Genomic DNA, 23,027 nt, shown 5'->3' with positions numbered 1-23,027 from the left:
TCCAGCGCGGCACAGCCGTCCAGCGCGGCACAGCCGTCCAGCGCGGCACGATCGGTCGGCTCAGCGCCGACGATCGTGCCGCCGCAACGAGCCGATGACCGGGGGGCGGCCGACCCGGTGTGGCAGGGCAGTTCGATGCGGGGCGGCGCGGATACGCCGGTGGCCGATGCCGCGGCGGGTGGGGTGTGGCGAGTATCGGAGTGGTGGGGGTTCGCGGCGCTGTTGGGGGCGTGGGTGCTGGCGCAGATTGCGTATCCGCTGACGGGTGGGGGTGGGCGGGATCTGGTTGTCGTGGTGGTTGTGGGGCTGGCGGCGGGGATTTCGGTGCTGCATGCCTGGGTGACCGGCGGGGGGCGATGGGTTGCGGGGCTCGTGGTGATCGTGGCGGGGGTCGGATTGGTTGTCGAGATCGCCGGTGTTCGTTGGGGTTTCCCGTTCGGGTGTTACGGCTATGCGGCGGGGCGGCTGGGGCCGGAGATCGCGGGGGTGCCATGGGTGGTGCCGCTGGCGTGGGTCGGGGGGTGGTATCCGGTCCGGATAGTGGCGGGGTATCTGTCCGCACGGGGTGCGGTGCGGGTGGTGCTGACCGCCGTGGGGGCGGTGGGATGGGATCTGTTTCTGGATCCGCAGATGGTGGCGGACGGGCAGTGGGTGTGGTGTTCGGCGCGGGCGAGGCTGCCCGGGTTGGCCGGGATTCCATATACCAATTTCCTGGGGTGGTTCGGGGTGGCGCTGGTGATGGCGGTGCTCTGGGAGCTGCCAGGTCGGCGGGGTGATGGTGGTTCTCGGGTGTGGTCCGTCGGTGAGTTGCGCGCGGCCGCAGGCGACTCGGCAGCTGTTCTGGGGCGGACCGGACACGGCTCAGCAGTTGCACCCGGGCGGACCGGGCGTGGCTCGGTGGAGCCTTTCGGGCGATACGGGTGGGTGCCGGTGGTGATGTTCCTGTGGACGTGGCTGGGGTCGGCGCTGGCGCATGCGGTGTTCCTCGGCCTGCCGTGGTCGGCGGGGTACGGGTGGGCCGGGATGGGAGTGCTCGGGGTTCCATTGGTGCTGTCGTGGGCCCGGCGGTGGCGACCGTGATCATGCTGCGTCCCGGTGTATGCGGCTCGGAACGGCCGGTCGTGGCACGATGAGAGCCGTGCAGCCGAGTCCGACTCATATCCAGCCCGAACCAGCCCGGCCCGGCGGGGCCGACGTGCCGGCGGCGCGACGCCGCCGGATCTGGTCGGTGCTGCTGCTCGCGGCGTTGCTGATGCCGCTGCTGGCCGGATGCCTGCGGGTGCAGGCATCGATGGGCGTGTCGTCCAATGATCGAGTGTCGGGGCGCATCGTCGTCGCGGTGGTTCCCAGCGGGCCCGCCGACAAGGGCCCGGAGCTCAAGGTGCCCGAGGCGCTGACCAGCAAGGTGCGGATCGAACCGTATTCGCAGGACGGCTACATCGGCAGCCAGGTCTATTTCGACGATCTGACCTTCGGCGAGGTGCAGCAACTCGGCGGGCTCTCGGACCAGACGCAGGGCATGTTCACCCTCCAGTTCATGCGTGCCGGTGACACCGTCTCGCTCAACGGGCGCGTCGATCTGAAGTCGGTGCCGGAGCAGGGTTCCGACATCCAGTTCAAGGTGGCGTTCCCGGCCCGGGTGGCGACCACCAACGGCACCCGCGAGGGTGATTCGGTCGTGTCCTGGAAGCTGCCGGCCGGTGACGTCAGCACGCTGCGCGCCGAGGCGACCTACTCCGATCCGAACACCCGCTCGTTCGCCGCCTGGGCCGGCATCGTGGGTGGCATCACCCTCGCCGCCGCCGCGCTCGCGGCCGTGATCGCCTATGTGAGCCGCAATCCCGACCCGCCGCGTCCGGGACGTCGGCGGCAGCACGTGTGAAGCTCGTCGTCACCGCCGGAACCGGGATCGCGGCCGTGGGCTGCGCGCTCGCGGCGGTGAACCGGATGACGGTGCGCCGGCTCGGCGCGCGGGCCACGGCGGTGATCGAACCGGTCACGGTCTGTGTCCCGGCCCGCGACGAGGCTGGCCGTCTGCCCGGCCTGATCGCGGATCTGCAAGCCCAGCGCGGGATCTCACGGCTGCGAGTGCTGATCCTGGACGACGCCTCCACCGACGGCACCAATGCCGCCGCGCTCGACGCCATCGGTGACGACCTCCGATTCACCCTGCTGGACAGCGCCGCCGGTCCCGGCCCCGGCTGGACCGGCAAGACCGCCGCCTGCGCGCGGCTCGCCGAATTCGCCTACAGCACCGACGATTCCGCGGCCACACCGACCGGGGTGCTGGTCTTCCTCGATGCCGACGTCCGGCTGGCGCCCGAGGCCCTGGCCGCAGCCGTGGGCGAATTGCGTTCCAGCGGAGCGGCTCTGGTGTCACCGTGGCCCTACCAGCGCACCGGGTCCCGGGCGGAGGCGCTGGTGCAGCCGCTGCTGTGCTGGTCCTGGGCGAGCACGCTGCCGATCGCGACGGCCAACCGCAGCCTGCGGCCGTCGACGGTGGTGTCGTGCGGGCAGTTCCTCGCCCTCGACGCCGCCGCGTATCGCGCCGCGGGCGGACATGCCGCGGTCGCCGGCGCCGTCACCGAGGACCTGGCCCTGGCCCGGCTGCTGCGCCGCGCCGGTCACCGCACCGCGCTGGTCGCCGCGGGCCGCCTGGCGAGCACCCGAATGTACTCCGGCGCAACCGAACTCGACGACGGTTACACCCGCTGGCTGTGGTCGGCGTACGGCTCCCCGATCGGCAGCGTGGCCGTCGGCGCCCTCGCGGGCCTCGCCTACCTCGTCCCGCCTCTGGCCGCGATCCTCGGCCGCGGCGCCACCCGCCGCCTCGGCCTGCTGGGCTACGCCTGCGCCGTGACCGGCCGCCTGCTGACCCGCTCCCTGGAATCGGGCCGCCGCCCCCGCCGCGCCGACGCGACCGCCGCCCTGGCCCACCCCGCCTCGATCGCCGCCTACCTCACCCTCTCCACCCGCTCCCACCTCCGCCACCGCGCGGGCACCCTGCAATGGAAGGGCCGCACCCTCCCCGCCCCGACCGCTCACCCCTCCGCGGCCCCCTGAAAAGCGCTCGGCCACATCATTTCACGCCGGGACGAAGCACCCGGTGGCCGCGACGGAGCTCGACCAGGTGAAGCCTCGGAGCCGATCGCGCAGTGCCGCAGCCGCTATCGGCCCGGTCGCAGGGCAGCGGTGGTGAATTCCGTTGCGGCGACCCGGAGCCGGCGGTGGCCGGGAACGACGGCGCGGCGGTGGAACACCGTGTAGTCGTTGCGCTCGATCTCGTCGAGGATTCCGGCGTACAGGCGAGTGGCGGTGCGGATGGCCGGGCGGACCCGGGGGTCCAGCAGGTCGATACCCGGCGTGGCGATGCGGTAGAGCGCGCGGTTGGCGGCGATCAGGTGGATCAGGGCGCGGCGCAGGCGGATATCGGTGTGGCCGGTACGGCGGCAGTGCGCGAGCAGTGCGGGGTCGACGCCGAAGGCGGACAGTTCGTCGAGGGGAAGGTAGACGCGGTCGCGGTCGAGATCCTCGGCGACGTCGCGCAGGAAGTTGGTGAGCTGGAACGCCTCACCGAGCGCGGCCGCCGCCGGTTCGGCCGCTGCCACCGGGACGACGGTGCCGAGGATCGGCAGCAGTTGCAGGCCGATGGCGGCGGCCGAACCACGCATGTAGCCGCGCAGTTCGGCCATGCTGGCGTAGCGGTTCCGGAACAGGGCAGTGCCGGGCACATCCATCCGCATGGCGTCCAGGAAGGTCCACACGTGCGCGGGATCGACCCGGAAGCGGGCCAGCGTGTCGGCGGCGGCATCCAGGACCGGATCCACGGCGGCCGGCACCGGCCCGCAGACGTCCGAGACCGGACCCGCTGCCTCCGGCGCCGGACCGTCGAAGTCCGGGGCCGGAGCGCCTGGGTCCACCACCGGACCAGCAGAATCCAGGATCGAACAGCCGAGATCCGGCACCGGACCGGCAGAGTGCCGGATCGGGCCGCCGAGGTTCGAGACCGGATCGGCAAGCCGCTGCGCCCGGTCCAGGCGGGCGCGCAGGCGACCCTCGATGTCGTCGATCCGATCGGCGGCGTCGGGGGCGCCGTGGTCGACGATGTCGTCGACCGTGCGGGCGAAGGCGTACAGGGCGTGGATCGCGAGCCGCCGCGGCGGCGACAGCAGCCGGGTGGCCAGGAAGTAGGTGCGGCCGTGGGTGGCGGCGATGGTCCGGCAGTGCCGGTATGCGGCCGTCAGGGCCGCCGGGTCGGTGCGGGGTCCGGCCGGACCGGCCGTCACGGCCGGGGTTTGGTGTCGGCGCGCAATCGCAGGGGGTCCACCGTCCGCAGCGAGAACGCCGCGAGCACCGCGACGAAGGTCGCCGCCGCCACATGCCAGAAGTTGTACAACCCGTTGGGTCCGCCCGGCTCGAACACCAGCATCAGCCAGGTGCACAGACCGACCAGCAGCATCAGCGTCGGCGCGGACAACGCGAAACCGGCGGCCAGGGCCAGCGGCCACGAGTAGTACCACGGCAGCGCCGCCGGGGAGAGGATGACGATGCCGACGAAGGCGATCAGGATGCCGAGCACGGCCTCCCGTTCGGAGTTCTTGAACCGCCACCAGGCCCACGCCAGGGTCACCACCAGCGCCAGCATGCACAGCATCCGGGTGTAGACCAGCACATTGTCCAGCCGCAGCGGCGTCACCCAGGTGACCATGTGCGCCAGGATGGTGGGCAGCGAGAGCCAGTTGATGACCTTCTTCGAGCCGGACAGCGCGGTGAGCCAGCCGATGCCCACCCCGGCGGCCGCGGAGGCCGCGACGAACACCGCCGCGAACACCGACAGTCCCAGCCCGCCGATCTTGGCGAAGGTCCAGATCGGGTGCGGTAGCGGGCCCTTGTTCTCGGCCGTGCGTCTCTCGCGCTCGTGGATCATCCAGATCCACACCAGGAACGGCAGCGCGACCCCCGCCGTCGCCTTGATCGCGACGCCGATGGCCACCACCACGATCCCGCCCGCGTGGTGATGTTCCAGCACCAGCGCGATACCGGCGGCCATCAGGCCGACCATCAGCATCTCGTTGTGCGCGCCGCCGATCAGATGGATCAGCACCAGCGGGTTGAGCACCGCCAGCCACAGCGCCACCGTCGGCTTGCCGCCCAGATGTTTGGTCAGGTGCGGCACGGCCCACATCATCAGCGCCAGGCCGGGCAGCATCACCAGCCGCATCGCGATGGTGCCGGCGACCACGTTGCTGCCGGTGACCATGGTGATGGCCCGGCCGAGCAGCAGGAAGATCGGACCGTACGGGGCGGTCGTGGTGGTCCAGACCGGGCTCACATTGTCCAGCAGCACACCGGGATTGACGACCGGGCCCACTTTGTACGGATCGAAACCGTCGCGCAGCAGCGCGCCCTGCGCCAGATACGAGTAGACGTCCTGGCTGAACATCGGCACGGAGAACAGCAGCGGGAAGATCCAGATGCCGACGATCCAGCGCAGTTCGGTGAGGCTGACCGTGCTCTCGTATCCGGCGTAGCCCAGCGTGATGCGGCCCAGCCGCACCCAGGCCAGGATCATCGCCAGCACGCCCAGCCAGACCACGAGGGTCGCCAGCGCGTATCCGTGGCCGAAACGCAGCCAGGACAGGTGCGCCTCTTCCAGCAGCGGATCACGGCGGCGGACGGCGCCCGCGCCGAGGCCGCCGAAGGTCATCATCAGCGAGCCCCAGAAACCGAGCAGCGCCGCATGGCCCTCGGGACTGCGGAAGAAGTCGGCGGCGGTACGCATCCGCCTGCGGGGGGTATCTGATACCGGGACCGGCGTGCGCGCGGTGACCTGGGCGGTCACCGGTCGAGGCCTGGTGGCGGTATCCGGCTCGGGGGTCGGCATAGTTCGTCGGTCCCCCCGGAAGTCGGTGCGGTCGGAACCGCGGCTTGATAGGTCGCCGCTAGTTTAGTGGTACGTCGGCAACACTAGCGCGCCGGTTCGCCCGGATCCCGCCCAGGCATGGGTCACAGTTCAGCCCGTGACCCGCTCGGCGGCCAGTTTCCCGGACAGCAGCGCGGTCGGCACCCCCACCCCCGGGGTGGTTCCGCAACCGGCCAGCACCACGTTCGCGGCGGTGCGCGGTAGGTTCCGGGTGCGGAACGGGCCGGTCTGCCGGAACAGGTGCGCCGCCGAGAACGGGGTGCCCGCGAGCATCCCCCGCGCCCGCCAACCGGCCGGGGTATCGAGCTGGTCGACAGTGAAATGGGCCGCGATGCCGCGATATCCGCGGGCCTCCAGCACCGCCAGCAACTCGTCCAGGTACGCCCGCCCGATCCGGTCCCAGTCCAGCGGGGCGGCGTCCAGATTCGGGCACGGCGCCAGCAGCGACAGCGGCTCGTGGCGGCCGTCCGGGCGGTCGACGAACATCCCCGGATCGGTGAGCGCGGGCCGGGTCAGCAGCAGGGAGGGGTCGCTCATCACCCGGCCCCGGCCCGGCGCCGCGGCGATCTCGGCGAAGGTCCCGGCCCAGGCCCGCCCGAAGTCGATGGTGTGATGCGCCTGCACCGGCCAGCGCGCCGCCACCGCGGCGGGCACCGTGCCGTGCGCGACCACCGCCGAGGGCGAGGCCCGCACCCGGCGCGGGGCCGGCCCGAACCGGTCCAGGCTGCCCAGATCGGCGGTGAGCACCACGGCGTCGCAGTCCAGGCGGCGGCCGTCGGCGAGGCGCACCCGCTCGGCCCGCCCGGCGGCGTAGTCGAGACCGGTGACCTCGGCACCCAGTTCCAGCCGGCCACCGGCGGCGGTGAAGGCGGCGGCCAGCGCGGCCGGCACCGCCCGCATCCCGCCGTCGGGGAAGTACACCCCCAGCGAGGTGTCCATGTGCGGGATGGCGCCGTAGACGCCGAGCGCCCGGGCGGGCGTGGCCCCGGCGTACAGGGCCTGGAAGGTGAACAGCCGGGCCAGCCGCTCGTCCCGCAGTATCCGGTCCACCCGCGGCCCCAGCCGGCCGAAGCCGCCCAGCCGGGTCAGCCGCAGCAGGGCCGCGCGCTTGGCCGGGATCCGGACCAGATCCAGTGGCGAGTCGAAGTTGGTGTCCATGAACTCGCCGTAGGCGGCGTCGTAGATCGCCGCCAGCCAGTCCCGCAGCCGCCGGTACCGGGCCGCGGCGGCGGGCCCGCAGGCGCGGGTGACCTCGGCGGCCATCGCCTCCGCGTCCGAGTACACGTCGATGGTCGAGGCGTCGGCGAAACGCGCCCGATAGGCCGGGGCCAGCGAGCGGATGCGCAGTCCCAGCGCCGCGGCCTGCGCGCCGACCGCGGCCAGCGCGTCGTCGATCAGCTCCGGCAGGGTGAGAATCGTTGCACCGGAATCGATTTCGTAGTCCGGGCCGCGATACACGCCGACCCGGCCGCCGGGGTGGTCGGCGCGTTCCAGCAGCGTGACCGTGCGGCCGGCGCCGGTCAGGTACAGCGCCGCGGACAGTCCGGCGAGCCCCGCCCCGATCACCACCACCCGATCGGTCGGCCCGGCCACGGTCCGCGGCCCGGCGCCGCGGCCGCCGGTCATGCGACGCGCTCGGTGGCGGCCAGCGCCATGGCCCGCAGCTGTTCCTTGGCGGCGGGGGCGGTGGCGCTGCCGTCGAGCGCCGCCAGGCCGCGTTCGGTGAGGGTGGCGATACGCTGCTCGACGGCGTCGACGGCACCCAGGCCCGCGATGACCGCGCGCAGCCGGGTCACCTCGTCCGGGGACAGATCGGCGCCGAGGCTGTCGCGCAACAGGGTGGCGGCGGCCGCGTCGGCGCGGTCGGCCCGGCGCAGCGCCTCCGCGATCAGCACCGTGCGCTTGCCCTCCCGCAGATCGTCGCCGGAGGGCTTTCCGGTCACCGCCGGATCGCCGAACACGCCGAGCAGATCGTCGCGCAGCTGGAAGGCGATGCCGATATCGGTGCCGAACTCGCGGTAGGCGGTGATCAGCGCGGCGTCGGCGTCGGCGAGCGCGGCGCCCAGGTGCAGCGGACGTTCGATGGTGTAGGCGGCGGTCTTGTAGCGGTTGATCCGCAGCGCCGCCTCGACCGATTCGTCGCCGCCGGCCTCGCCGTGGATGTCGAGCAACTGGCCGCCGAGCACCTCGGTGCGCATGGCCGCCCAGACCCGGCCGAACCGCGCGAACGCCGCCGGATCCAGGCCCGCGGCCGCGATCATGTCGTCGGCCCAGGCCAGGGCCAGGTCGCCGACCAGGATGCCCACGCTGATCCCGAAATGCCCGGCGTCACCGGCCCATTCCCGATCGCGGTGGCGCTGTTCGAAATCCACGTGCACGGTCGGGAAACCACGACGGGTGCGGGAGGAGTCGATGATGTCGTCATGGACGAGGGCGCACGCCTGCACCAGTTCCAGCGCGGCACAGGCGGTCAGCACCGCCGGGGCGGCCGGGCCGTCCGGATCGCCGCCGGCGCCCAGCCAGCCGGTCCAGGCGAACGCCGGGCGGGTCCGTTTGCCGCCGCGCAGCACGAAATCCTGCAGGGCCGCCGCGGCCGCGACCACGATCGGGCCCATCTCGGCGACCGCGCCGCGCCGGTCGGCGAAGAAGCCGGTCAGCGCGCGCTCGACGGCGGCGACCACGGCCGCCCGGTCGGTCGGCGCCGGACGGGGCGGGGCACTCGGACCAGCGGACAACAGAACCTCCCAGACTGTCCTCGACATGCCGGCGCGGATCCGTGCTGCGACATGTGGTTCGGGCGCGGGGGCGCCTCCGAGTGGAACTCTACCGACTCGCCACGCCCGCTTCGTCCCGGTGTCGACCCAGGTCGCGACGGACCGCCTCGGTTCGGCGCGCGGGCCGGAGCGGGGCGTTCCCACTACACTGGACCGGTGAGTGTCGACAACGTACGGGCGCGCGGCCGTGTCAGCCCCCCGGTCACCGGCCGGCATTCCCGGGCGGCGGCCACCGGAACCCGGTCCGTGGTGGGGCAGCTGGGGCCGCGACGCGACGGAGCCGTTCCCTTCTCGGTCGAATTCAATCCGCCGCGCGATGCCGCGGGCGAGGAACGGCTGTGGCGCGCGGCGCGCGAGTTCGAGCGCATGCATCCGGCGTTCGTGTCGATGACCTACGGGGCCGGCGGTTCCACCCGCGATCGGACGGTCCGGATCACCGGGCAGCTGGCGCAGGAGACCACGCTGCTGACCGTGGCTCATCTGACCGCCGTGGAGCACAGCGTCGCCGAACTGCGGTCGATCGTCGGCGCCTACGCCGATGCCGGCATCCACAATCTGCTGGTGCTGCGCGGCGACCCGCCCGGCGATCCGCTCGGCGAGTGGCACAAGCATCCCGAGGGTGTGGAGTACGCCGAGGAATTGGTGCGGCTGGTCCGCGGGCTCGGCAACTTCCATGTGGGCGTGGCGTCGTTCCCGCGCGGTCATCACCGGTCGCCGGACCTGGACCACGACACCCGGCACCTGGTCGCGAAACTGCGTGCGGGCGCGGAATATTCGATCACCCAGATGTTCTTCGACGCGGACGACTATCTGCGGCTGCGTGATCGGGTGGCCGCCGCTGATCCGGTCGAGGGCGCCAAGCCGATCATTCCGGAGCTGATGCCGATCACCTCGCTGCGTACCGTGCAGCGGGCCGAGGAGCTGTCCGGCCGCCCGCTGCCCCCCGTGCTGGTGCAGCGGCTGGAGCGGGCGGCGGGCAACGATCCGGAGGCGAACCGGGCCGCGGTGCGCGAGGTCGGCATCGAGATCGCCACCGAGCTCGGACAGCGGCTGATCGCCGAGGGTGCGCCCTGCCTGCACTTCATCACCCTGAACTTCGCCAAGGCCACCGGCGAGGTGCTGGCCAACCTGGGCTACACCGTGACCGCCGCCCCGGTCGGCGCCTGATCGGCGTTTCACCCGCCTAATCAGCCAGAAGATAGCTGCCCGGCAGTACCGTCGGCCTCGACCCGTTCGTGTCGAGGACCCGACGCCGAGGAGCCCGCGGATGTCCCTGTCGTTCCGTGTCCCCCGCTCACCACTGCGACTGCGCAACGGAGGGCCGGCGCGTGCCCACCGCGCGCGGCCGGCCGCGCCGGCCGCCGCCCTCGCCGTGCTGCTCGGCCTCCTGACCGGCACCGCGACCAGCGCCGCAGCGCAGGATGCCGAGGTTCCCGCCGATCCCGGATCAGCGGCAGCGACGGCGGCGGGCGGGCTCGACGGTGGTGCAGCGGACGGGCTGCAAGCCCTCGGGGTGCGGCCGTTCCTGTATCCGTCGGCGGCCCCGTTCTGCGACGACGGCAGCACGCTCGGCCTGGTCCCGGCCTACGCGGGCGCGGTGCCGGGGCCGTGGCCGAAGACCTCGGTCACCCTGCCGGGACTCGATCCGGCGGCGGTGAAGTCGGGGCAGACCATGTTCGCCTTCGTGCCCTACGGGGTGAGCCCGGACAGCACCAACACCTCCGGCATGCGGGTGATCTGGTGGAACGCCACCACGCACCGGGCCGGCGCGGCCACCATGGGCACCCTGTCGGACGTGCTGGGCACGATGATCCCGCCGCAGGTGCCCCCGGCGCTGCGGCCGCTGGCCGAGCAGGTGGTGCAGGGGGTGTTCGGGCATGCGCTACCGATCGGCGGCGTCCGCGCGGTACCGGTCGACACCGGATCCGGCACGGTGCTCGCCGCCGTCTTCGGCTCGGTGCGCAACGGCGCCAACACCTGCTGGTTCCTGCCCACCGTCGGGATCACCGAGGTGCCCTGAGGTATCCGGCGAACCACGGCCGGGCCGAGCCGACACGCCCGCGCCCTGTCAAGGCGTCTGGCGCGGGCTCCGGCTCAGAACGGTTCGGCGGCGGCGCGGCGCAACACCTCGCGGGCGAGCGGGCCGTGGAGGGCGTCGATGGGACGGCCGGGCAGCGTCTCGTCGTCGGCGTAGATCCATTCGAGGATTTCCTCGTCGGTGTATTTGGCGTCGCGCATGACGGTGATGAGCCCGGTCACGTGCTTGGCGACCGCGCCGGTGGAATCGAAGAAATCCTTCGGAATCCCGGCAACCCCGCCCCGGCGCACCGCGATGAGCTCATGATCGCGCAACATCTGATGCACTCGGGTCACCACCAGACCCAGCTGATCGGCCACATCCGGCAGTGGGAGCAGGCCCGCCGACTCCGGGATGACGTCATCGCTGCATGGAAATGCACTCACGGCAACAACCGTAGTCCGTGTCCGAAGTCACGTCGTGAGAGCCCCGGGCGGATTCGACTATTACGATCGGGTGAGCCGTCACCTGGACGGCTGTCGCACGAGCGAGACCGCTGTTGAAAGTCGAGGGCACCAGAGTTGATCGGCCAACTGCTGGACGAGCGTTATCGCATCGACGCGCCGATCGCACGCGGGGGCATGTCGATGGTGTTCCGGGGGATGGACACCCGATTGGACCGGCCGGTCGCGATCAAGGTGATGGACCCGAAATTCGCCGGTGATCCACAGTTCCTGACCCGGTTCGAATTCGAGGCCCGCGCGGTCGCGAAATTGAAGCACCCCTCCCTCGTCGCCGTCTACGACCAGGGCATCGACGGCGAACATCCCTTCCTGATCATGGAATTGGTGGAGGGCGGCACCCTGCGCGAGTTGTTGCGTGAACGCGGCCCGATGCCGCCGCACGCGGTGCGCGCGGTCGCCGAACCGGTACTGGAGGCGATCGGCGTGGCGCATCACGCCGGGCTGGTGCACCGCGACATCAAACCGGAGAATGTGCTCGTCTCCGACGCCGGTGATGTGAAGATCGCGGATTTCGGCCTGGTCCGGGCGGTCGCCGCCTCGAATATGACCTCGGCGAGCGTCATTCTCGGCACCGCCGCCTATCTCGCGCCGGAACAGGTCACCGACGGCAAATCCGATGCCCGCAGCGACGTCTACTCCTTCGGCATCCTGATCTTCGAACTGCTGACCGGACGCACCCCGTTCACCGGCGACACCTCGCTGTCGATCGCCTATCAGCGGGTCGAGAAGGATGTGCCGAGCCCGAGCCGGTTCATCGCGGGCGTGCCACCGGAATTCGACGCGCTGGTCGCCCGCGCCACCGCCCGGGAACCCGCACACCGTTTCACCGATGCCGCCGAGATGGCCGCCGAACTGCGGCGCATCTCCACCGAACTGCGGCTGCCCGGCTACCGGGTGCCCGCGCCGCGCGAATCCGCCGAGCACCAGTCCGCCCGCTACCGCATCCAGCCCGTGCCGCAGCCGGTCCACACCGACGTCACCACCCGGATGCCACCCGTCGAGGCGGGCGGGCGCAACACCCGGGTGCTGACCGCCGCACAGCCGCAGACCCGGGCCGCCCACTACCCGGACGACCGCTACGGCGGCGGCAACGGGTACGCGGCCCCGCCGCCGCACAAACCGTACGTGGCCGAACGGGTGCGCTCGCGGCGCCGGGTGCTGATCTGGTCGGCGGTGGTGGTCGTGCTGGCGCTGGTTCTCGGTGGCGGCGGCTGGTGGCTGGGCGTGGAACGGTATGCGGCGGTGCCGCCGATCGCCGGTCTGAACGCCGACCGCGCCACCGGCACGCTCCAGAACGCCGGATTCGCCACCACGGTCCGCAACAAGGCCTCCGACGTGATCCCGGTCGGCGGGGTGGTCGGCACCGACCCGCCCGCGGGCACCCGGGTGGTCAAGGGGTCCACCGTGGCGGTGCTGGTGTCCAGCGGTCAGCCGAAGGTGCCGGACTTCCAGGTCGGGCAGGACACCAAGTCCGTGAACCAGGCCATCCGCGACGCCGGGCTGGTCCCGGTCGACGGCGGTGAGCGCCCGAGCACCGCGGCCAAGGGCACGGTGACCGAACTCGATCCGGCCCCGGGCACGGTGCTGCCCAGCGGCGCGACGGTCAACATCTATCGCAGCAAGGGCTCCACGCCGGCGAAGGTGCCGGATCTGCGCGGCAAGTCGCAGGACGAGGCCACCCGGGCGCTGTCCGACGTCGGACTGAGCGTGCGGGGCATCCAGTCGCAGTTCGATCGCAACTTCGACGCCGGGGACGTGGTCGGCAGCGATCCCGACAGCGGCACCAGCCTGCTGTCCGGCGATTCGGTCACGCTGTTCGTCTCCAACGCGGTGAAGGTGCCGGATGTCGGCGGCCGCAGCGTGACCACCGCCCGCGCGATGCTGGAGGCGGCCGGGTTGCAGGTGAACGTGAGCCAGATCTTCAGCAACGACCGCGGCACGGTCCGCATCCAGTCGCCGGGAGCGGGTGCGCGGGTGGAACCGGGCAGCACGGTGTCGCTGACCGTCCTGCCCTTCTAGCGCCGCAGACACCGGGCGTCCCCGGTCCGAGGGGGCTGTGATCAGGGACGCGCCGGTCGGGCGACGGCGAGCAGCAGGGTGCCGGTCAGGCGACGGCGAGCAGCGGGGCGCCGGTCTCCGGATCGTTGATCGCGAGCACCGCGTTGGTGGTGAACAGCTCGACCGGTGCGCCCTCGATGCTCGGGCTGATATTCGTGGTGACCTGCGCGGTCGCCCCCTTCGGGTCGTAACCCCAGGAGATGTTGAAGATCAGCAATCGGCTGCCGTCGCGCAACACGACCTCCGACGGGGCACCGTCGCGGTCGCGGTCGCGCAACAGCCGCAGGATAGTACGGTCGGCCTCCTCCACCCATCGGGTGAAATCGCCGCGGAAGAGCATGAACAATGTCGCGCTACCGGTCCGTCATCGCAGCATCTCGGCGACCAGGAAGGCCAGCTCCAGCGACTGCTGCGTATTGAGGCGCGGGTCGCAGGCGGTCTCGTAGCGATCCTCGAGGTCGAGGTCGGAGATGTCCTGGGCGCCACCGAGGCATTCGGTGACGTTCTCACCGGTCAGCTCGATGTGCAGGCCGCCCGGGTGGGTGCCCAGCGAGCGGTGCACCTCGAAGAAGCCCTGCACCTCGTCGACGATGCGGTCGAAGTGCCGGGTCTTGTATCCGGTGGAGGATTCGTGGGTGTTGCCGTGCATCGGATCGCACTGCCAGATCACCTGGTGACCGGTGGCCTGCACCTTCTCGATGATCGGCGGCAGCACGTCGCGCACCTTGCCGTTGCCCATCCGGGCGACCAGCGTGAGCCGGCCCGGCTCGTTGTGCGGATCGAGCCGCTCGACGTACTCGACGGCCAGCTCCGGGCTGGTGGTCGGGCCGATCTTCAGGCCGATCGGGTTGGCGAGCAGCTCCGCGAAACCGATGTGCGCGCCGTCGAGTTGCCGGGTGCGCTCGCCGATCCACAGGAAGTGCGCCGACAGGTCGTACAGCACCGGATCACCGGCGGAGTTCTCGGCCAGGCGCAGCATCGCGCGCTCGTAGTCGAGCACCAGCGCCTCGTGGCTGGCGTAGATCTTGGCCGCCTGCAGGCTGGGGTCCTGGACCCGGCACGCGGTCATGAACCGGAGGCCGTGATCGATCTCCTCGGCCAGCTGCTCGTAGCGGGCGCCCGCCGGGGACTGGGCGACGAAGTCGCGGTTCCAGTCGTGCACGGCGTGCAGGTCGGCCATGCCGGCGCCGGTGAGGGCGCGGACCAGGTTCATCGCGGCGCTGGCGTTGGCGTAGGCCCGGACCAGCCGCGACGGGTCGTGCGCGCGCAGGGCCTCGTCGGCGACCAGCGAGTTGATCATGTCGCCGCGGTAGGACTTGAGGCCGAGGGCGTCGAGGTCCGCGGAGCGGGGCTTGGCGTACTGGCCCGCGATCCGAGCCACCTTCACCACCGGCAGGCTGGCGCCGTAGGTGAGCACCACCGCCATCTGCAAGAGGGTGCGGATATTGCCGCGGATGTGCGGCTCGGTGTTGTCGGCGAAGGTCTCGGCGCAGTCGCCGCCCTGCAACAGGAAGGCCTCCCCGCGGGCGACCTCCGCGAGCCGCATCCGCAGCTCCTCGACTTCGGCGGGCACGCAGATGGGCGGCACGCTCTCCAGTACGGTGCGCATCTTTCCGGCCGTCTCCGGGTCCCACGACGGCTGTTGCAGCGCGGGGCGTGACAAGGCGTCGTCCAGTCGCCGGCGCAGCTCGGTGGGCAGCGGCGGCAACTCCGGCAGGCGGTCGATGGGTACGTCGACAGTCCAGTTCACCAGTCAAGAATAGAGACCCCTCGAAAGCGAACGGTAACCCGGAGGTAGGGGGTGATGAACGATCGTGGTCCGGCGGGGTCGTAACCTCGAGGCGATCGCCGGTCCGGACGGGGCCTGCGACGGCGACGGCGAGGGAGCGGAACGATCGCACTCAGATACTTTTACGACTGCGAGTTCATCGAGGACGGGGTCACCATCGATCTGGTCTCGATCGGCGTGGTCTGTGAGGATGGGCGCGAATATTACGCGGTCTCAACGGAATTCGATCCGGAGAAGGCCGGGCCGTGGGTCCGGCGGAATGTGCTGCCGAAGCTGCCCTCGCCCGGTTCGCCGCTGTGGCGCAGCCGGGATCGGATTCGTGACGACCTCTTTCGGTTCCTGCTTCCCCGGCCCGGTGTCAACCCCGAATTGTGGGCCTGGGTGAGTGCTTATGATCACGTCGCGCTGTGCCAGTTGTGGGGGTCGATGGTGGACCTTCCCACCGCGCTGCCGCGGTATACCAACGAGCTCAGGCAGCATTGGGAGCATCACGGGCGGCCGGTGTTGCCGCCGGTGCCTGCGGATGCTCACAGCGCTCTGGCGGATGCTCGGCACAACCTGGCGAAGTTCGAGGCGATAGAGACCCACCGCCGGGCTTGAGGTTTCGGGCTGTATTTTTGGCCTTCGCTCTGTGTTTTTGGCCTTCGCTTCGCTGCGGCGGGTTCTCGGCCCCTGAGTCTCGATTCTTCCCTCCTCCGCTCCTCCGCTTCGCTCCCCCGCTCCGTCAGTCCAGAATCGAGACGGGCCGAGAACATTCGGGGTATGCCTACTCGGTGGTGACCGGGCCTTCAGCGGGTGGGCCGGATGTCGGGGCTGCTTGGGGGGTGACCGTTAGCGGAGGTGAGGGGGGTGACGAATTGGGGGGTCCGGCCTGCTGGTTGGTGACCGCGAACCGGGGTGAGTCGGGTGTCGGGGCTGTCTGCTGGTGGCACAGGCCGGAGGTGAGGCGGGCAGCGCGATCCGGGTGGCCGGTCTGCGGATTGGTGACCGGAATGGGAGGCGCGGTGTGGGGCCCGGGTGGAGATCACCCGGGCGTTCTTTCAGCTCGCGAGGGATTCGGGGGTTCGGTCCGCGTCGGGGCGGCTGCCGGAGGGGACGCCTTTTTTCAGGCTGGCGGCGTAGACGTCGACGTATTCCTGGCCGGACATCCGCATGAGCTCGTACATGATCTCGTCGGTGACCGAGCGCTCGATGAAACGGTTGCCGCCCATGTCCTCGTAGCGGGAGAAGTCGATCGGCTTGCCGAAGCGGACGGTGACCGGGCGGCGGCGAAACTTGAACGGGCCGGGCGGGCAGACCTCGTCGGTTCCGGTGAGGGCGACGGGGATGACCGGGACGCCGGTCTCCAGGGCCAGGCGGGCCACTCCCGTCTTGCCCTTGTACAGGCGGCCGTCGGGGGAGCGGGTGCCCTCGGGGTACAGGCCGACGACGCGGCCCTGTTCGAGCAGGGTGCGGGCGGTGATCAGGGCGTCCTCGGCGGTGTCGGCGCCGCGGCGGTCGATCGGGTACTGGCCGGTGCCGGAGAAGAAGAACTTCTGCAGGCGGCCCTTCAGGCCGGGGGTGGTGAAGTATTCGGCCTTGGCCAGATAGGTGATGCGGCGCGGGCTCATCAGCGGAGTGAACAACCAGTCGGTGAACGACAGATGGTTCCCGGCGAGGATGACTGCACCGTTGGCCGGAATGTTCTCCACACCCTCGGCGCGAGGCCGATTGTAGAAATGGAGAAAAGGTCCCACCAAGAGGAACTTCAGCAGCCAGTAGAACATCGCGTCCTTTCCGGAGGATCGATCTCGCCATCCGTGGGGAGCATCGTCGGCCGCCCACGGTCCCCGCCATATGTTGCCGACTCTACCGCCGGGGTACAGCGGTGACCAAGCCCGCAACGGGGAATTCACAGCCTCGAACCACCGCTGTATCGGGCCGTTCAGCGGTGCGCCGGAGCTTTGCCGTCGGTCGTGGAGTCCTGGCCCGACGGGGTGTTCGGGGCCGGATCCGGCGCGGCGGCCGGGTCCGGTTCGGGTGCCAGCGCGGCCCGCGCCAGTTCCGCGGCGCCGATCATGCCGGCCGCCTCACCCAGTTGCGTGGTGCGGATGCGGGCCAGCGGGCGGTGCCGGGCGCCGGTGATGGCGGCGGCGTAGTGGTCGCGGGCATCGTCGAGATACAGCGCCGCCGAGGAACTCACGCCGCCTGCGACCACGATCAGGTCCGGGTCGAACAGGTCGCTGACGGCCGCCAGGCCCAGGCCCAGCCAGCCGGCGAATTCCAGCATCACCTGGATGGCCACCGGGTCGCCGTCCTGCGCCGCGCCGGCTACCCGCCGTCCGGTCAGGGAGCCGGGATCCCGGGTGACCTCCCGGGCCAGGATGGTGGAGCGCAGCGGATCGGTGGCCAGCGCCTCGATCGCGGTGTCCACCAGAGCGGTTCCGCTGCAATAGCGCTCCCAGCAGCCGCGCTTGCCACAGGGGCAGGACCTGCCGTTCGGCACCACTTGCAGATGGCCCAGTTCCGGTGCGACACCGTAACTGCCGCGGTACAGCTCGCCGCCGACCAGCAGCGCCGCCCCGATTCCGGTGCCGATCGCCACCAGTACCGCGTTGCGGGCCCCGGCGGCCGCGCCGAACCGGTATTCGGCCCACATCGCGGCGTTGGCGTCGTGCTCCAGGATCACCGGCAGCCCCAAGCGATCCGACAGCCGGCGCGCCACCGGCGTGTCCTCCCACGGCAGGTGCGGGGCGAAACGCACGGCGGTCCGGGTCTCGTCGACGAAACCCGCGACCGCCAGTCCGACCGCGCCGATGGCGTGCCGGGCCCGCAGTTCCCGCACCGCCCGGGCCAATCCGTCCTCCAGCGCCCGCTCCGAATGCGGGGTCGGAGCCTGCACGGTGTCGCGCACGTCACCGGCGCCGTCGACCACCGAGGCGCGGATGTTGGTGCCCCCGACATCGATGCCGACGGTCAGCGGCCGTTCCCGCCCGAGCTGTGTGGTCATGACTTGATCTGGACCGGAATCGGCTGGTAGCGGGCGGAAGCGGGCCGTTGCGCGGGCTCCGGGCGGTCCGGCGCCACCGGGTCGACCGGCACCCCGGCGAGCGCCTCACGCAGCACGGTCACGATGGCGGTGCCGTGCGCGGCGATCGTGGCCACCGCCTCGTGGTGCTCGCCACGCACCAGCGCCGCGGTCGCGCACAGCGGGCACCAGCCGCAGCCGTCCCATTCCGGGCGGTCGTCGGCGGCGGCCCGGCGCAGCACCGGTTCCACCCGCTCCAGCAGGGTTTCGGCGAGCAGCCGCAGCTCCTCGGTGAATTCGGACATGTGGTCGGCGGTCGAGTGCCCGGCCGCGCTGCCGTCATTCATCGGGCCACACCTCGGGGTCGGGGCGGAAGCGCACGATCAACTGATCACCGTCGAGTTCGGCGGCGTCGACGACGCAGCGCCGCAACACCGGCGCGAGGCGCATCCGGCGCCGGACCCCGTCCGCTCCCACGATCAAATCGTCCTCCACTCGTCCCAGCCGCAACGTCGCCGGGTCGGCGACGGGCACCTGCATCCGCAGTGTGAACACCGAACCGAGGCCCGCCCCGGATTCCAGCCCGACCAGCGGTTCACCGGCGCGGGCACGGCCGGAGTTCACATCGCCGCCCAGCATAGGATCCCGGCCGTCACCCTGGCCCGTCGTGCCGCCGGACGGAGCGGGAACCAGCCCGGCCAGCCCTTCGATCCCGACCGGCTCGGCGTCGCCGTATTCGGTGATCGCCACCGGGATACCCGGAAATCGGCCGCGTAGCTCGTCGACCGCGCGCAGCTGGGCGCCACGCTGCCGGTCGTACCAGTGCGCCGCCGGATGGGCGTCGGCCGGCACCGGCGGTTGCGGTGGCAGCACCTTGTTGACCACCACCCGATCCAGCCGCAGCCCCAGCAGCGCCGCGGCCGACCGCACCCGCGCGGACTCCGCGAGCGCCACCCGCTCCGCGGCGGTGACCAGCACCGCCGCGGTCCGGGTGCGGTCGGCGAGCAGATCGCGGGCGGCGGCCACCTCGGCGGCGATGCGGTCCACCGCCAGCGCGACCAGGGTCCGGCGCAGGTCGCCACCGCTGAGACCGGGCATCCGGGCGGAGGTGGGCCAGATCCGATCCAGATAGCCGAGCAGGGTCGCGGGCGCGGAGAGGATGCGCAACAGGTCGGCCGTCGGCGGACAGTCCAGCACGATCGCGTCCCAGTCGCCGGTGCCCGCGAACCGGCCGATCTCCACCAGCAGCAACAACTCCTGCACCCCCGGCAGCCCGGTCAGCTCCGCCGGATCGAGCGCGGCCAGGTCGACGCCGTGCTCCCGGCCGACCCCGGACAGCAGCGGCGCCACCGCCGCGAACCGATCCTCGACCAGTGCCAGCGAGTCGATTTCGAGCACGTCCAGTCCGGGCAGCACGGCGGTGGGCGCGGGGTCGCGCGGGATCGGCAGGCCCAGCGCGTCGCCGAGCGAATGCGCCTGATCGAGGGAGGCCAGCAACACCCGGTGGCCGGCGCGGGCCCGGGTGATCGCGGTGGCGCACGCCAGCGTCGTCTTGCCGACCCCGCCCTTGCCTATGAAGAGTTCCAGAGGAGTTGCCGGAGCGTCCGTCAGCCTTCGACCCGTTTCTTGAGTTCCTTCAGCGCCGTGTCGGTGATGACCTTCTCGGCCTTGCGTTTGAACATGCCGATCATCGGGATGGTCAGGTCGACGGTGAGTTCGTACACGACCTGGGTGGCGCCGTCGGGCTGGTCGATCAGCTCGTAGCTGCCGTCCTGCGCCTTCTGTAGCTCACCGGTGACCAGATGCCAGCTCACGGCCTTGCCGTCGGGCCGCCAGGTGTAGGACAGCACGTAGGTGTCCTTGACCACCCCTGCGTCCAGCACGAAACGCGCGGTCTGGGCGCGGCCGTCGCCGAACTTGTCGAGAATCTCCACCGAACGCGCCGCCGAAACCCATTCCGGATACGACTCCAGATCGGCGATGACGGCCATCACCCGATCCGACGGGGCATCGATGATGATCGACCTCTGAGTCCGGTCGGCCATGACAGACAGCGCTTCCTTATCGGTAGTAGGGGCTGAATTACGTTGTGCGGTAACCCGGCTCAGGCGGCCCGGTGCGGTGCGCCGGGGGCGACACCGGCCGGACGACCGGCCTCCAGCCGGGCCTTGATCTCGAAGGCCATCGTGCGCCCGGCCACCCGGCGAGCCCGATTGGCGACCGACAGCGCCCGCGGCGGCACCGGCTGCTGCGGCTCGGCGTGCAGGAAATAGTGCAGCACCACCCCGTCCAGGCAGGGCTCCAGCCACACTTCCATGGTACCGGTGAGCGCGCCGGCCACGGTCCAGCGAATTCCCTTGTCGGCCCGGTCTTCTCGGACCTCGAGCGACAGATCCGGCCACCAGCCGCGCCAGCGGCCCGGGTCGGCGAGCAGCCCGGCCACCGCGGCACCCGGGGCCGCGACGAAGGTCTGGTCGGCGATCTGAATACTGCTCATGCCGGTGAGCCTAGCTCGAGAACCCGACAGAATCGGACGGCACGGTGAGGTCGAGCAGTTCCCGTAGCCGCCCGCCCATCACGTCCCACCGCCACCGGTCGGCCACCCAGGCCCGGCCCTTCGCGCCCATCGCCGCGGCCGCGTCGCGATCGGACAGGATGTCGACGAGCGCGTCCACGATCTCCCGCTGCGAACGGCCGTCGACCACCGTGCCGGTCTCACCCTCGAGCACGGTTTCCGGGGCGCCACCGGACCTTCCGGCCACCACCGGCACGCCGGTCGCCGACGCCTCCAGGTAGACGATGCCGAGCCCCTCGACATCCAGGCCCGCGCCACGGGTGCGGCTGGGCATCGCGAACACGTCGGCGATGGTGTGGTGCGCGGCCAGTTCCGCCGCCGGCACCCGGCCGGTGAAGACCACGTCGCCGGTGAGCCCGGTGGCCGCGACCAGGCCGCGCAGCCGATCCTCGTACGGCCCGCCGCCCGCGATCACCAGTACCGCGCCGTCGATCCGCTCCTTGATCTCCTGCATGGCCACGATCAGCGCGTCCTGCCCCTTGCGCGGCACCAGCCGGGACAGGCACAGGATGGTCGGCCGCTCGCCGAGCCCGTACCGGGCCCGCAACTCCTGCCGTGCCGCCGGATCCGGCCGGAACACCGTGCTGTCGACCCCCGGCGGCAGATACTCCAGCGCCGCCTGCGGACCGAACGCGGCGGCGAACCGGCGGCGGGTGTACTTGCTGACGTAGGTGACGGTGTCGGTGGTGTTGCCGATCGCCCGCAACGCCTGCCGGGCCGCGGGCAGCATCGACCAGCCCACCTCGTGACCGTGGGTGCTGGCGACGATCCGCCGCGCCCCCGCGCCCCGCAGCAGCGGCGACAACAACGCCAAGGGCGCCGCGGCTCCGAACCACACGGTGTCGCACCGCTCGTCGCGCAGCAGCTTCGCCGCCCGGCGCAGCACCAGCGGCGTCGGCAGCATCAGCGTGGTGGGGTGGCGCACCACCTGGAACGGCTGCCGGGCATCGAACCGCAGGTGACTGTCGCCGCGCCAGCGCGGCGCGTACACCACCAGCTGATCCGGCGGCAGCTGCATCGCCAGCGTGTGCACATACGACTGGATGCCACCGGGCCGCGGCGGAAAATCGTTGGTCACCAGCAGAGTGCGCGCCATTACGCGAGTCTATTGCCGTCCCGGACCGGGCCACCGGCCACCCCCGCCGACCGCGAACCGCTTGCGGCGCAACGCCGATCGCGGTATCGGAGCCGCCCGAACCCTGATACCGGCAGCGCCGGAGCCGCCTCCACCCGAGCCCGCCTGCCGACCTGAGCCGCCTGCCGACGGGGGCCGCCCGCCGGTCGAGGTCAGGCGGCGGCCTGCGCGGCGAGCCAGTCCCGCCAGCCGGCGACGAAATCGGCGTGGCCGATGCCGAGCGTGTCGCGGAAGACGGCGTCCAGGGCGGCCGGATCCTTCGGTCCGGTGGCCGCGTGCCGGTACAGGTCCACCACCTTCGGCTCACCGAAACGGCCGGTGGCGAAGGTGTTCGCCGACCAGGCCGTCTCGTAGGCGAGGGCGGCATCGGTACCCGGGCCCGGCACGAAATCCGCATCGGGCGGCAGATCGGCGGGCAGTTCACCGGCGCGCACCCGCGCGGCCAGCGTCGGCGCCTGCTGCGCGAAGGACCGCCGCTCGCCGCGATGTCCGGAGTACTCGGCGAAACCCTCCAGCACCCATTGCGGGGAACCGTCCGCGGTCCGCGCCCGCGCGGCCACGTGGGTCAGCTCGTGCCGCAGCGTCTCCCGGAGGCCGTCGGCGCCGAGCCGCCGCGCGGCATCGGGGGCGAACACCACCCGCTGGCCGGTGGGCCGGGTACCGGGCAGGAACGGATCCGCGACCGACGCGGCGGCCACCTCCGGGGACACCTCGCCGGCGGCATGGGTGAGCGCGGCGAATTCGGCGGAACTGGAGGCCACCGCCACGACCGCGGCGCGGGACCAGTCCGGCCCCCACAGTTCGGTGACGGCGGTGACCGCGGGCCCGATCTCCTTGGCCAGCGCGTCGACATCGCCGCGCTGGCGGGCATGGCCGAAGACCACCGACAGCCGGCCGTCCTCGGCGGACAGTTGCTGGACCACCACCGGGCCGAAGCCCTCCATCGTCCGCCGCACCTCGGGCAACTGCGGATCGGCGGCCGGTTCCGCACCCGCGGCCTGCGCCAGCGCGGGCATCGGCCGCACCGCCGGCGGCACAACGGATTTCGGGAGCAGCACCAGCGCGCCGCCCACGGCGGTCAGCGCCACCACCATCGCGACGATGACGACGAACTCGAATCGCCGCCGTGCCGCCAGCCAACCTCGAAACCGCCGCAGTCCGCTCATCCTCACCTCTGAGTTCGATGGGCCCCGCTCGATCGGCGAACGGCCGCGCTGCGCCCGGC

At 71.6% G+C, this 23,027-nt stretch carries 22 protein-coding genes; 7 read left to right on the top strand and 15 right to left on the bottom strand.

Annotation, left to right across the window (positions count from 1 at the left end; all coding sequences use genetic code 11):
• The 3 genes from LBW94_RS41160 to LBW94_RS41150 all read left to right on the top strand — a co-directional run.
• Positions 1–1,080, top strand: a 1,080-nt coding sequence (locus tag LBW94_RS41160; RefSeq protein WP_416277056.1) for a carotenoid biosynthesis protein, incomplete at its 5' end; no start/stop codon positions are given.
• A 172-nt stretch (positions 1,081–1,252) separates the two neighbouring features.
• A complete protein-coding gene (locus LBW94_RS41155) occupies positions 1,253–1,882 on the top strand; it encodes an LppM family (lipo)protein (RefSeq protein WP_225059869.1) in 630 nt (209 codons plus the stop codon).
• Positions 1,879–3,063: a glycosyltransferase family 2 protein gene (locus LBW94_RS41150; RefSeq protein ID WP_225059783.1), complete on the top strand. Its 1,185-nt coding sequence runs from the start codon at positions 1,879–1,881 to the stop codon at positions 3,061–3,063. The genes LBW94_RS41155 and LBW94_RS41150 overlap by 4 nt, the downstream gene beginning before the upstream one ends.
• A 104-nt stretch (positions 3,064–3,167) precedes the next feature.
• On the opposite strand, the gene LBW94_RS41145 is transcribed toward LBW94_RS41150, so the two are convergent.
• The 4 genes from LBW94_RS41145 to LBW94_RS41130 form a co-directional block, all read right to left on the bottom strand.
• Positions 3,168–4,286 (bottom strand): phytoene/squalene synthase family protein, encoded by a 1,119-nt coding sequence (locus tag LBW94_RS41145; protein ID WP_225059784.1) that lies wholly within the window; start codon positions 4,284–4,286, stop codon positions 3,168–3,170.
• Positions 4,283–5,884 (bottom strand): alpha-(1->6)-mannopyranosyltransferase A, encoded by a 1,602-nt coding sequence (locus tag LBW94_RS41140; RefSeq protein ID WP_416277055.1) that lies wholly within the window; start codon positions 5,882–5,884, stop codon positions 4,283–4,285. Before LBW94_RS41140 ends, LBW94_RS41145 begins: the two co-directional genes overlap by 4 nt.
• Positions 5,885–6,013: 129 nt before the next feature.
• Positions 6,014–7,549 (bottom strand): phytoene desaturase family protein, encoded by a 1,536-nt coding sequence (gene crtI, locus LBW94_RS41135; RefSeq protein ID WP_225059786.1) that lies wholly within the window; start codon positions 7,547–7,549, stop codon positions 6,014–6,016.
• Positions 7,546–8,685 (bottom strand): polyprenyl synthetase family protein, encoded by a 1,140-nt coding sequence (locus LBW94_RS41130; RefSeq protein WP_225059787.1) that lies wholly within the window; start codon positions 8,683–8,685, stop codon positions 7,546–7,548. Before LBW94_RS41130 ends, crtI begins: the two co-directional genes overlap by 4 nt.
• Positions 8,686–8,943: 258 nt before the next feature.
• On the opposite strand from LBW94_RS41130, the gene LBW94_RS41125 reads away from it, so the two are divergent.
• Positions 8,944–9,864, top strand: coding sequence for a methylenetetrahydrofolate reductase (locus tag LBW94_RS41125; RefSeq protein ID WP_225059870.1), 921 nt, complete (start codon positions 8,944–8,946; stop codon positions 9,862–9,864).
• A 100-nt stretch (positions 9,865–9,964) separates the two neighbouring features.
• Positions 9,965–10,717, top strand: coding sequence for a hypothetical protein (locus tag LBW94_RS41120; RefSeq protein WP_225059788.1), 753 nt, complete (start codon positions 9,965–9,967; stop codon positions 10,715–10,717).
• A 74-nt stretch (positions 10,718–10,791) separates the two neighbouring features.
• On the opposite strand, the gene LBW94_RS41115 is transcribed toward LBW94_RS41120, so the two are convergent.
• Positions 10,792–11,160 carry an Rv2175c family DNA-binding protein gene (locus tag LBW94_RS41115; protein ID WP_225059789.1) on the bottom strand — a complete coding sequence of 123 codons (369 nt, stop codon included), beginning with the start codon at positions 11,158–11,160 and terminating at the stop codon, positions 10,792–10,794.
• Between the two features lie 135 nt (positions 11,161–11,295).
• Between LBW94_RS41115 and pknB the strand changes: the two genes are divergently transcribed.
• Complete coding sequence (gene pknB / locus LBW94_RS41110) at positions 11,296–13,257, top strand: Stk1 family PASTA domain-containing Ser/Thr kinase (RefSeq protein WP_225059790.1); 1,962 nt, start codon at positions 11,296–11,298, stop codon at positions 13,255–13,257.
• Between the two features lie 85 nt (positions 13,258–13,342).
• On the opposite strand, the gene LBW94_RS41105 is transcribed toward pknB, so the two are convergent.
• Positions 13,343–13,642: a hypothetical protein gene (locus tag LBW94_RS41105; RefSeq protein WP_266273345.1), complete on the bottom strand. Its 300-nt coding sequence runs from the start codon at positions 13,640–13,642 to the stop codon at positions 13,343–13,345.
• A gap of 18 nt (positions 13,643–13,660) precedes the next feature.
• A complete protein-coding gene (locus tag LBW94_RS41100; protein WP_225059792.1) occupies positions 13,661–15,046 on the bottom strand; it encodes a class II 3-deoxy-7-phosphoheptulonate synthase in 1,386 nt (461 codons plus the stop codon).
• 144 nt (positions 15,047–15,190) lie between these two features.
• Here LBW94_RS41100 and LBW94_RS41095 point away from each other — a divergent pair, with 144 nt between their 5' ends.
• Entirely contained in the window at positions 15,191–15,685 is a 495-nt protein-coding gene (locus tag LBW94_RS41095; protein WP_225059871.1) for a polyadenylate-specific 3'-exoribonuclease AS, read from the top strand.
• Positions 15,686–16,125: 440 nt separating this feature from the next.
• Here LBW94_RS41095 and LBW94_RS41090 read toward each other — a convergent pair whose 3' ends face one another.
• The 8 genes from LBW94_RS41090 to LBW94_RS41055 form a co-directional block, all read right to left on the bottom strand.
• Positions 16,126–16,851, bottom strand: coding sequence for a lysophospholipid acyltransferase family protein (locus LBW94_RS41090; protein WP_225059793.1), 726 nt, complete (start codon positions 16,849–16,851; stop codon positions 16,126–16,128).
• A gap of 158 nt (positions 16,852–17,009) precedes the next feature.
• A complete protein-coding gene (locus tag LBW94_RS41085; protein WP_225059794.1) occupies positions 17,010–18,074 on the bottom strand; it encodes an ROK family glucokinase in 1,065 nt (354 codons plus the stop codon).
• Positions 18,071–18,439: a hypothetical protein gene (locus LBW94_RS41080; protein ID WP_225059795.1), complete on the bottom strand. Its 369-nt coding sequence runs from the start codon at positions 18,437–18,439 to the stop codon at positions 18,071–18,073. The genes LBW94_RS41085 and LBW94_RS41080 overlap by 4 nt, the downstream gene beginning before the upstream one ends.
• Positions 18,432–19,667, bottom strand: a complete 1,236-nt coding sequence (locus tag LBW94_RS41075; RefSeq protein WP_323138051.1) for an ArsA family ATPase — start codon at positions 19,665–19,667, stop codon at positions 18,432–18,434. The genes LBW94_RS41080 and LBW94_RS41075 overlap by 8 nt, the downstream gene beginning before the upstream one ends.
• A 32-nt stretch (positions 19,668–19,699) precedes the next feature.
• Positions 19,700–20,137, bottom strand: a complete 438-nt coding sequence (locus tag LBW94_RS41070) for an SRPBCC family protein (RefSeq protein WP_225059796.1) — start codon at positions 20,135–20,137, stop codon at positions 19,700–19,702.
• Positions 20,138–20,196: 59 nt separating this feature from the next.
• The gene (locus tag LBW94_RS41065; protein ID WP_225059797.1) at positions 20,197–20,589 is read right to left on the bottom strand and encodes a polyketide cyclase / dehydrase and lipid transport; all 393 of its coding nucleotides are present in this window, start codon (positions 20,587–20,589) and stop codon (positions 20,197–20,199) included.
• 10 nt (positions 20,590–20,599) lie between these two features.
• On the bottom strand, positions 20,600–21,763 hold the full coding sequence (locus LBW94_RS41060; RefSeq protein WP_225059798.1) for a glycosyltransferase family 4 protein: 1,164 nt from the start codon (positions 21,761–21,763) through the stop codon (positions 20,600–20,602).
• Between the two features lie 191 nt (positions 21,764–21,954).
• Entirely contained in the window at positions 21,955–22,968 is a 1,014-nt protein-coding gene (locus tag LBW94_RS41055; RefSeq protein ID WP_225059799.1) for a hypothetical protein, read from the bottom strand.
• Positions 22,969–23,027: the final 59 nt, after the last annotated feature.

This window comes from Nocardia sp. alder85J, assembly GCF_020176955.2.
Lineage (GTDB): Bacteria > Actinomycetota > Actinomycetes > Mycobacteriales > Mycobacteriaceae > Nocardia.
The sequence above is the reverse complement of the archived record's forward strand: the minus strand, read 5'-3'. Positions and strand labels throughout refer to the sequence as shown.

Bases quoted from the DNA above. Each gene is read 5' to 3' on its own strand.
- LBW94_RS41155 (WP_225059869.1), top strand. From the start codon at position 1,253: ATGCCGCTGCTGGCCGGATGCCTGCGGGTGCAGGCATCGATGGGCGTG.
- LBW94_RS41140 (WP_416277055.1), bottom strand. From the start codon at position 5,884: ATGCCGACCCCCGAGCCGGATACCGCCACCAGGCCTCGACCGGTGACC.
- crtI (WP_225059786.1), bottom strand. From the start codon at position 7,549: ATGACCGGCGGCCGCGGCGCCGGGCCGCGGACCGTGGCCGGGCCGACC.
- LBW94_RS41130 (WP_225059787.1), bottom strand. From the start codon at position 8,685: ATGTCGAGGACAGTCTGGGAGGTTCTGTTGTCCGCTGGTCCGAGTGCC.
- LBW94_RS41120 (WP_225059788.1), top strand. From the start codon at position 9,965: ATGTCCCTGTCGTTCCGTGTCCCCCGCTCACCACTGCGACTGCGCAAC.
- LBW94_RS41090 (WP_225059793.1), bottom strand. From the start codon at position 16,851: ATGTTCTACTGGCTGCTGAAGTTCCTCTTGGTGGGACCTTTTCTCCAT.
- LBW94_RS41085 (WP_225059794.1), bottom strand. From the start codon at position 18,074: ATGACCACACAGCTCGGGCGGGAACGGCCGCTGACCGTCGGCATCGAT.
- LBW94_RS41080 (WP_225059795.1), bottom strand. From the start codon at position 18,439: ATGAATGACGGCAGCGCGGCCGGGCACTCGACCGCCGACCACATGTCC.
- LBW94_RS41070 (WP_225059796.1), bottom strand. From the start codon at position 20,137: ATGGCCGACCGGACTCAGAGGTCGATCATCATCGATGCCCCGTCGGAT.
- LBW94_RS41065 (WP_225059797.1), bottom strand. From the start codon at position 20,589: ATGAGCAGTATTCAGATCGCCGACCAGACCTTCGTCGCGGCCCCGGGT.
- LBW94_RS41060 (WP_225059798.1), bottom strand. From the start codon at position 21,763: ATGGCGCGCACTCTGCTGGTGACCAACGATTTTCCGCCGCGGCCCGGT.
- LBW94_RS41055 (WP_225059799.1), bottom strand. From the start codon at position 22,968: ATGAGCGGACTGCGGCGGTTTCGAGGTTGGCTGGCGGCACGGCGGCGA.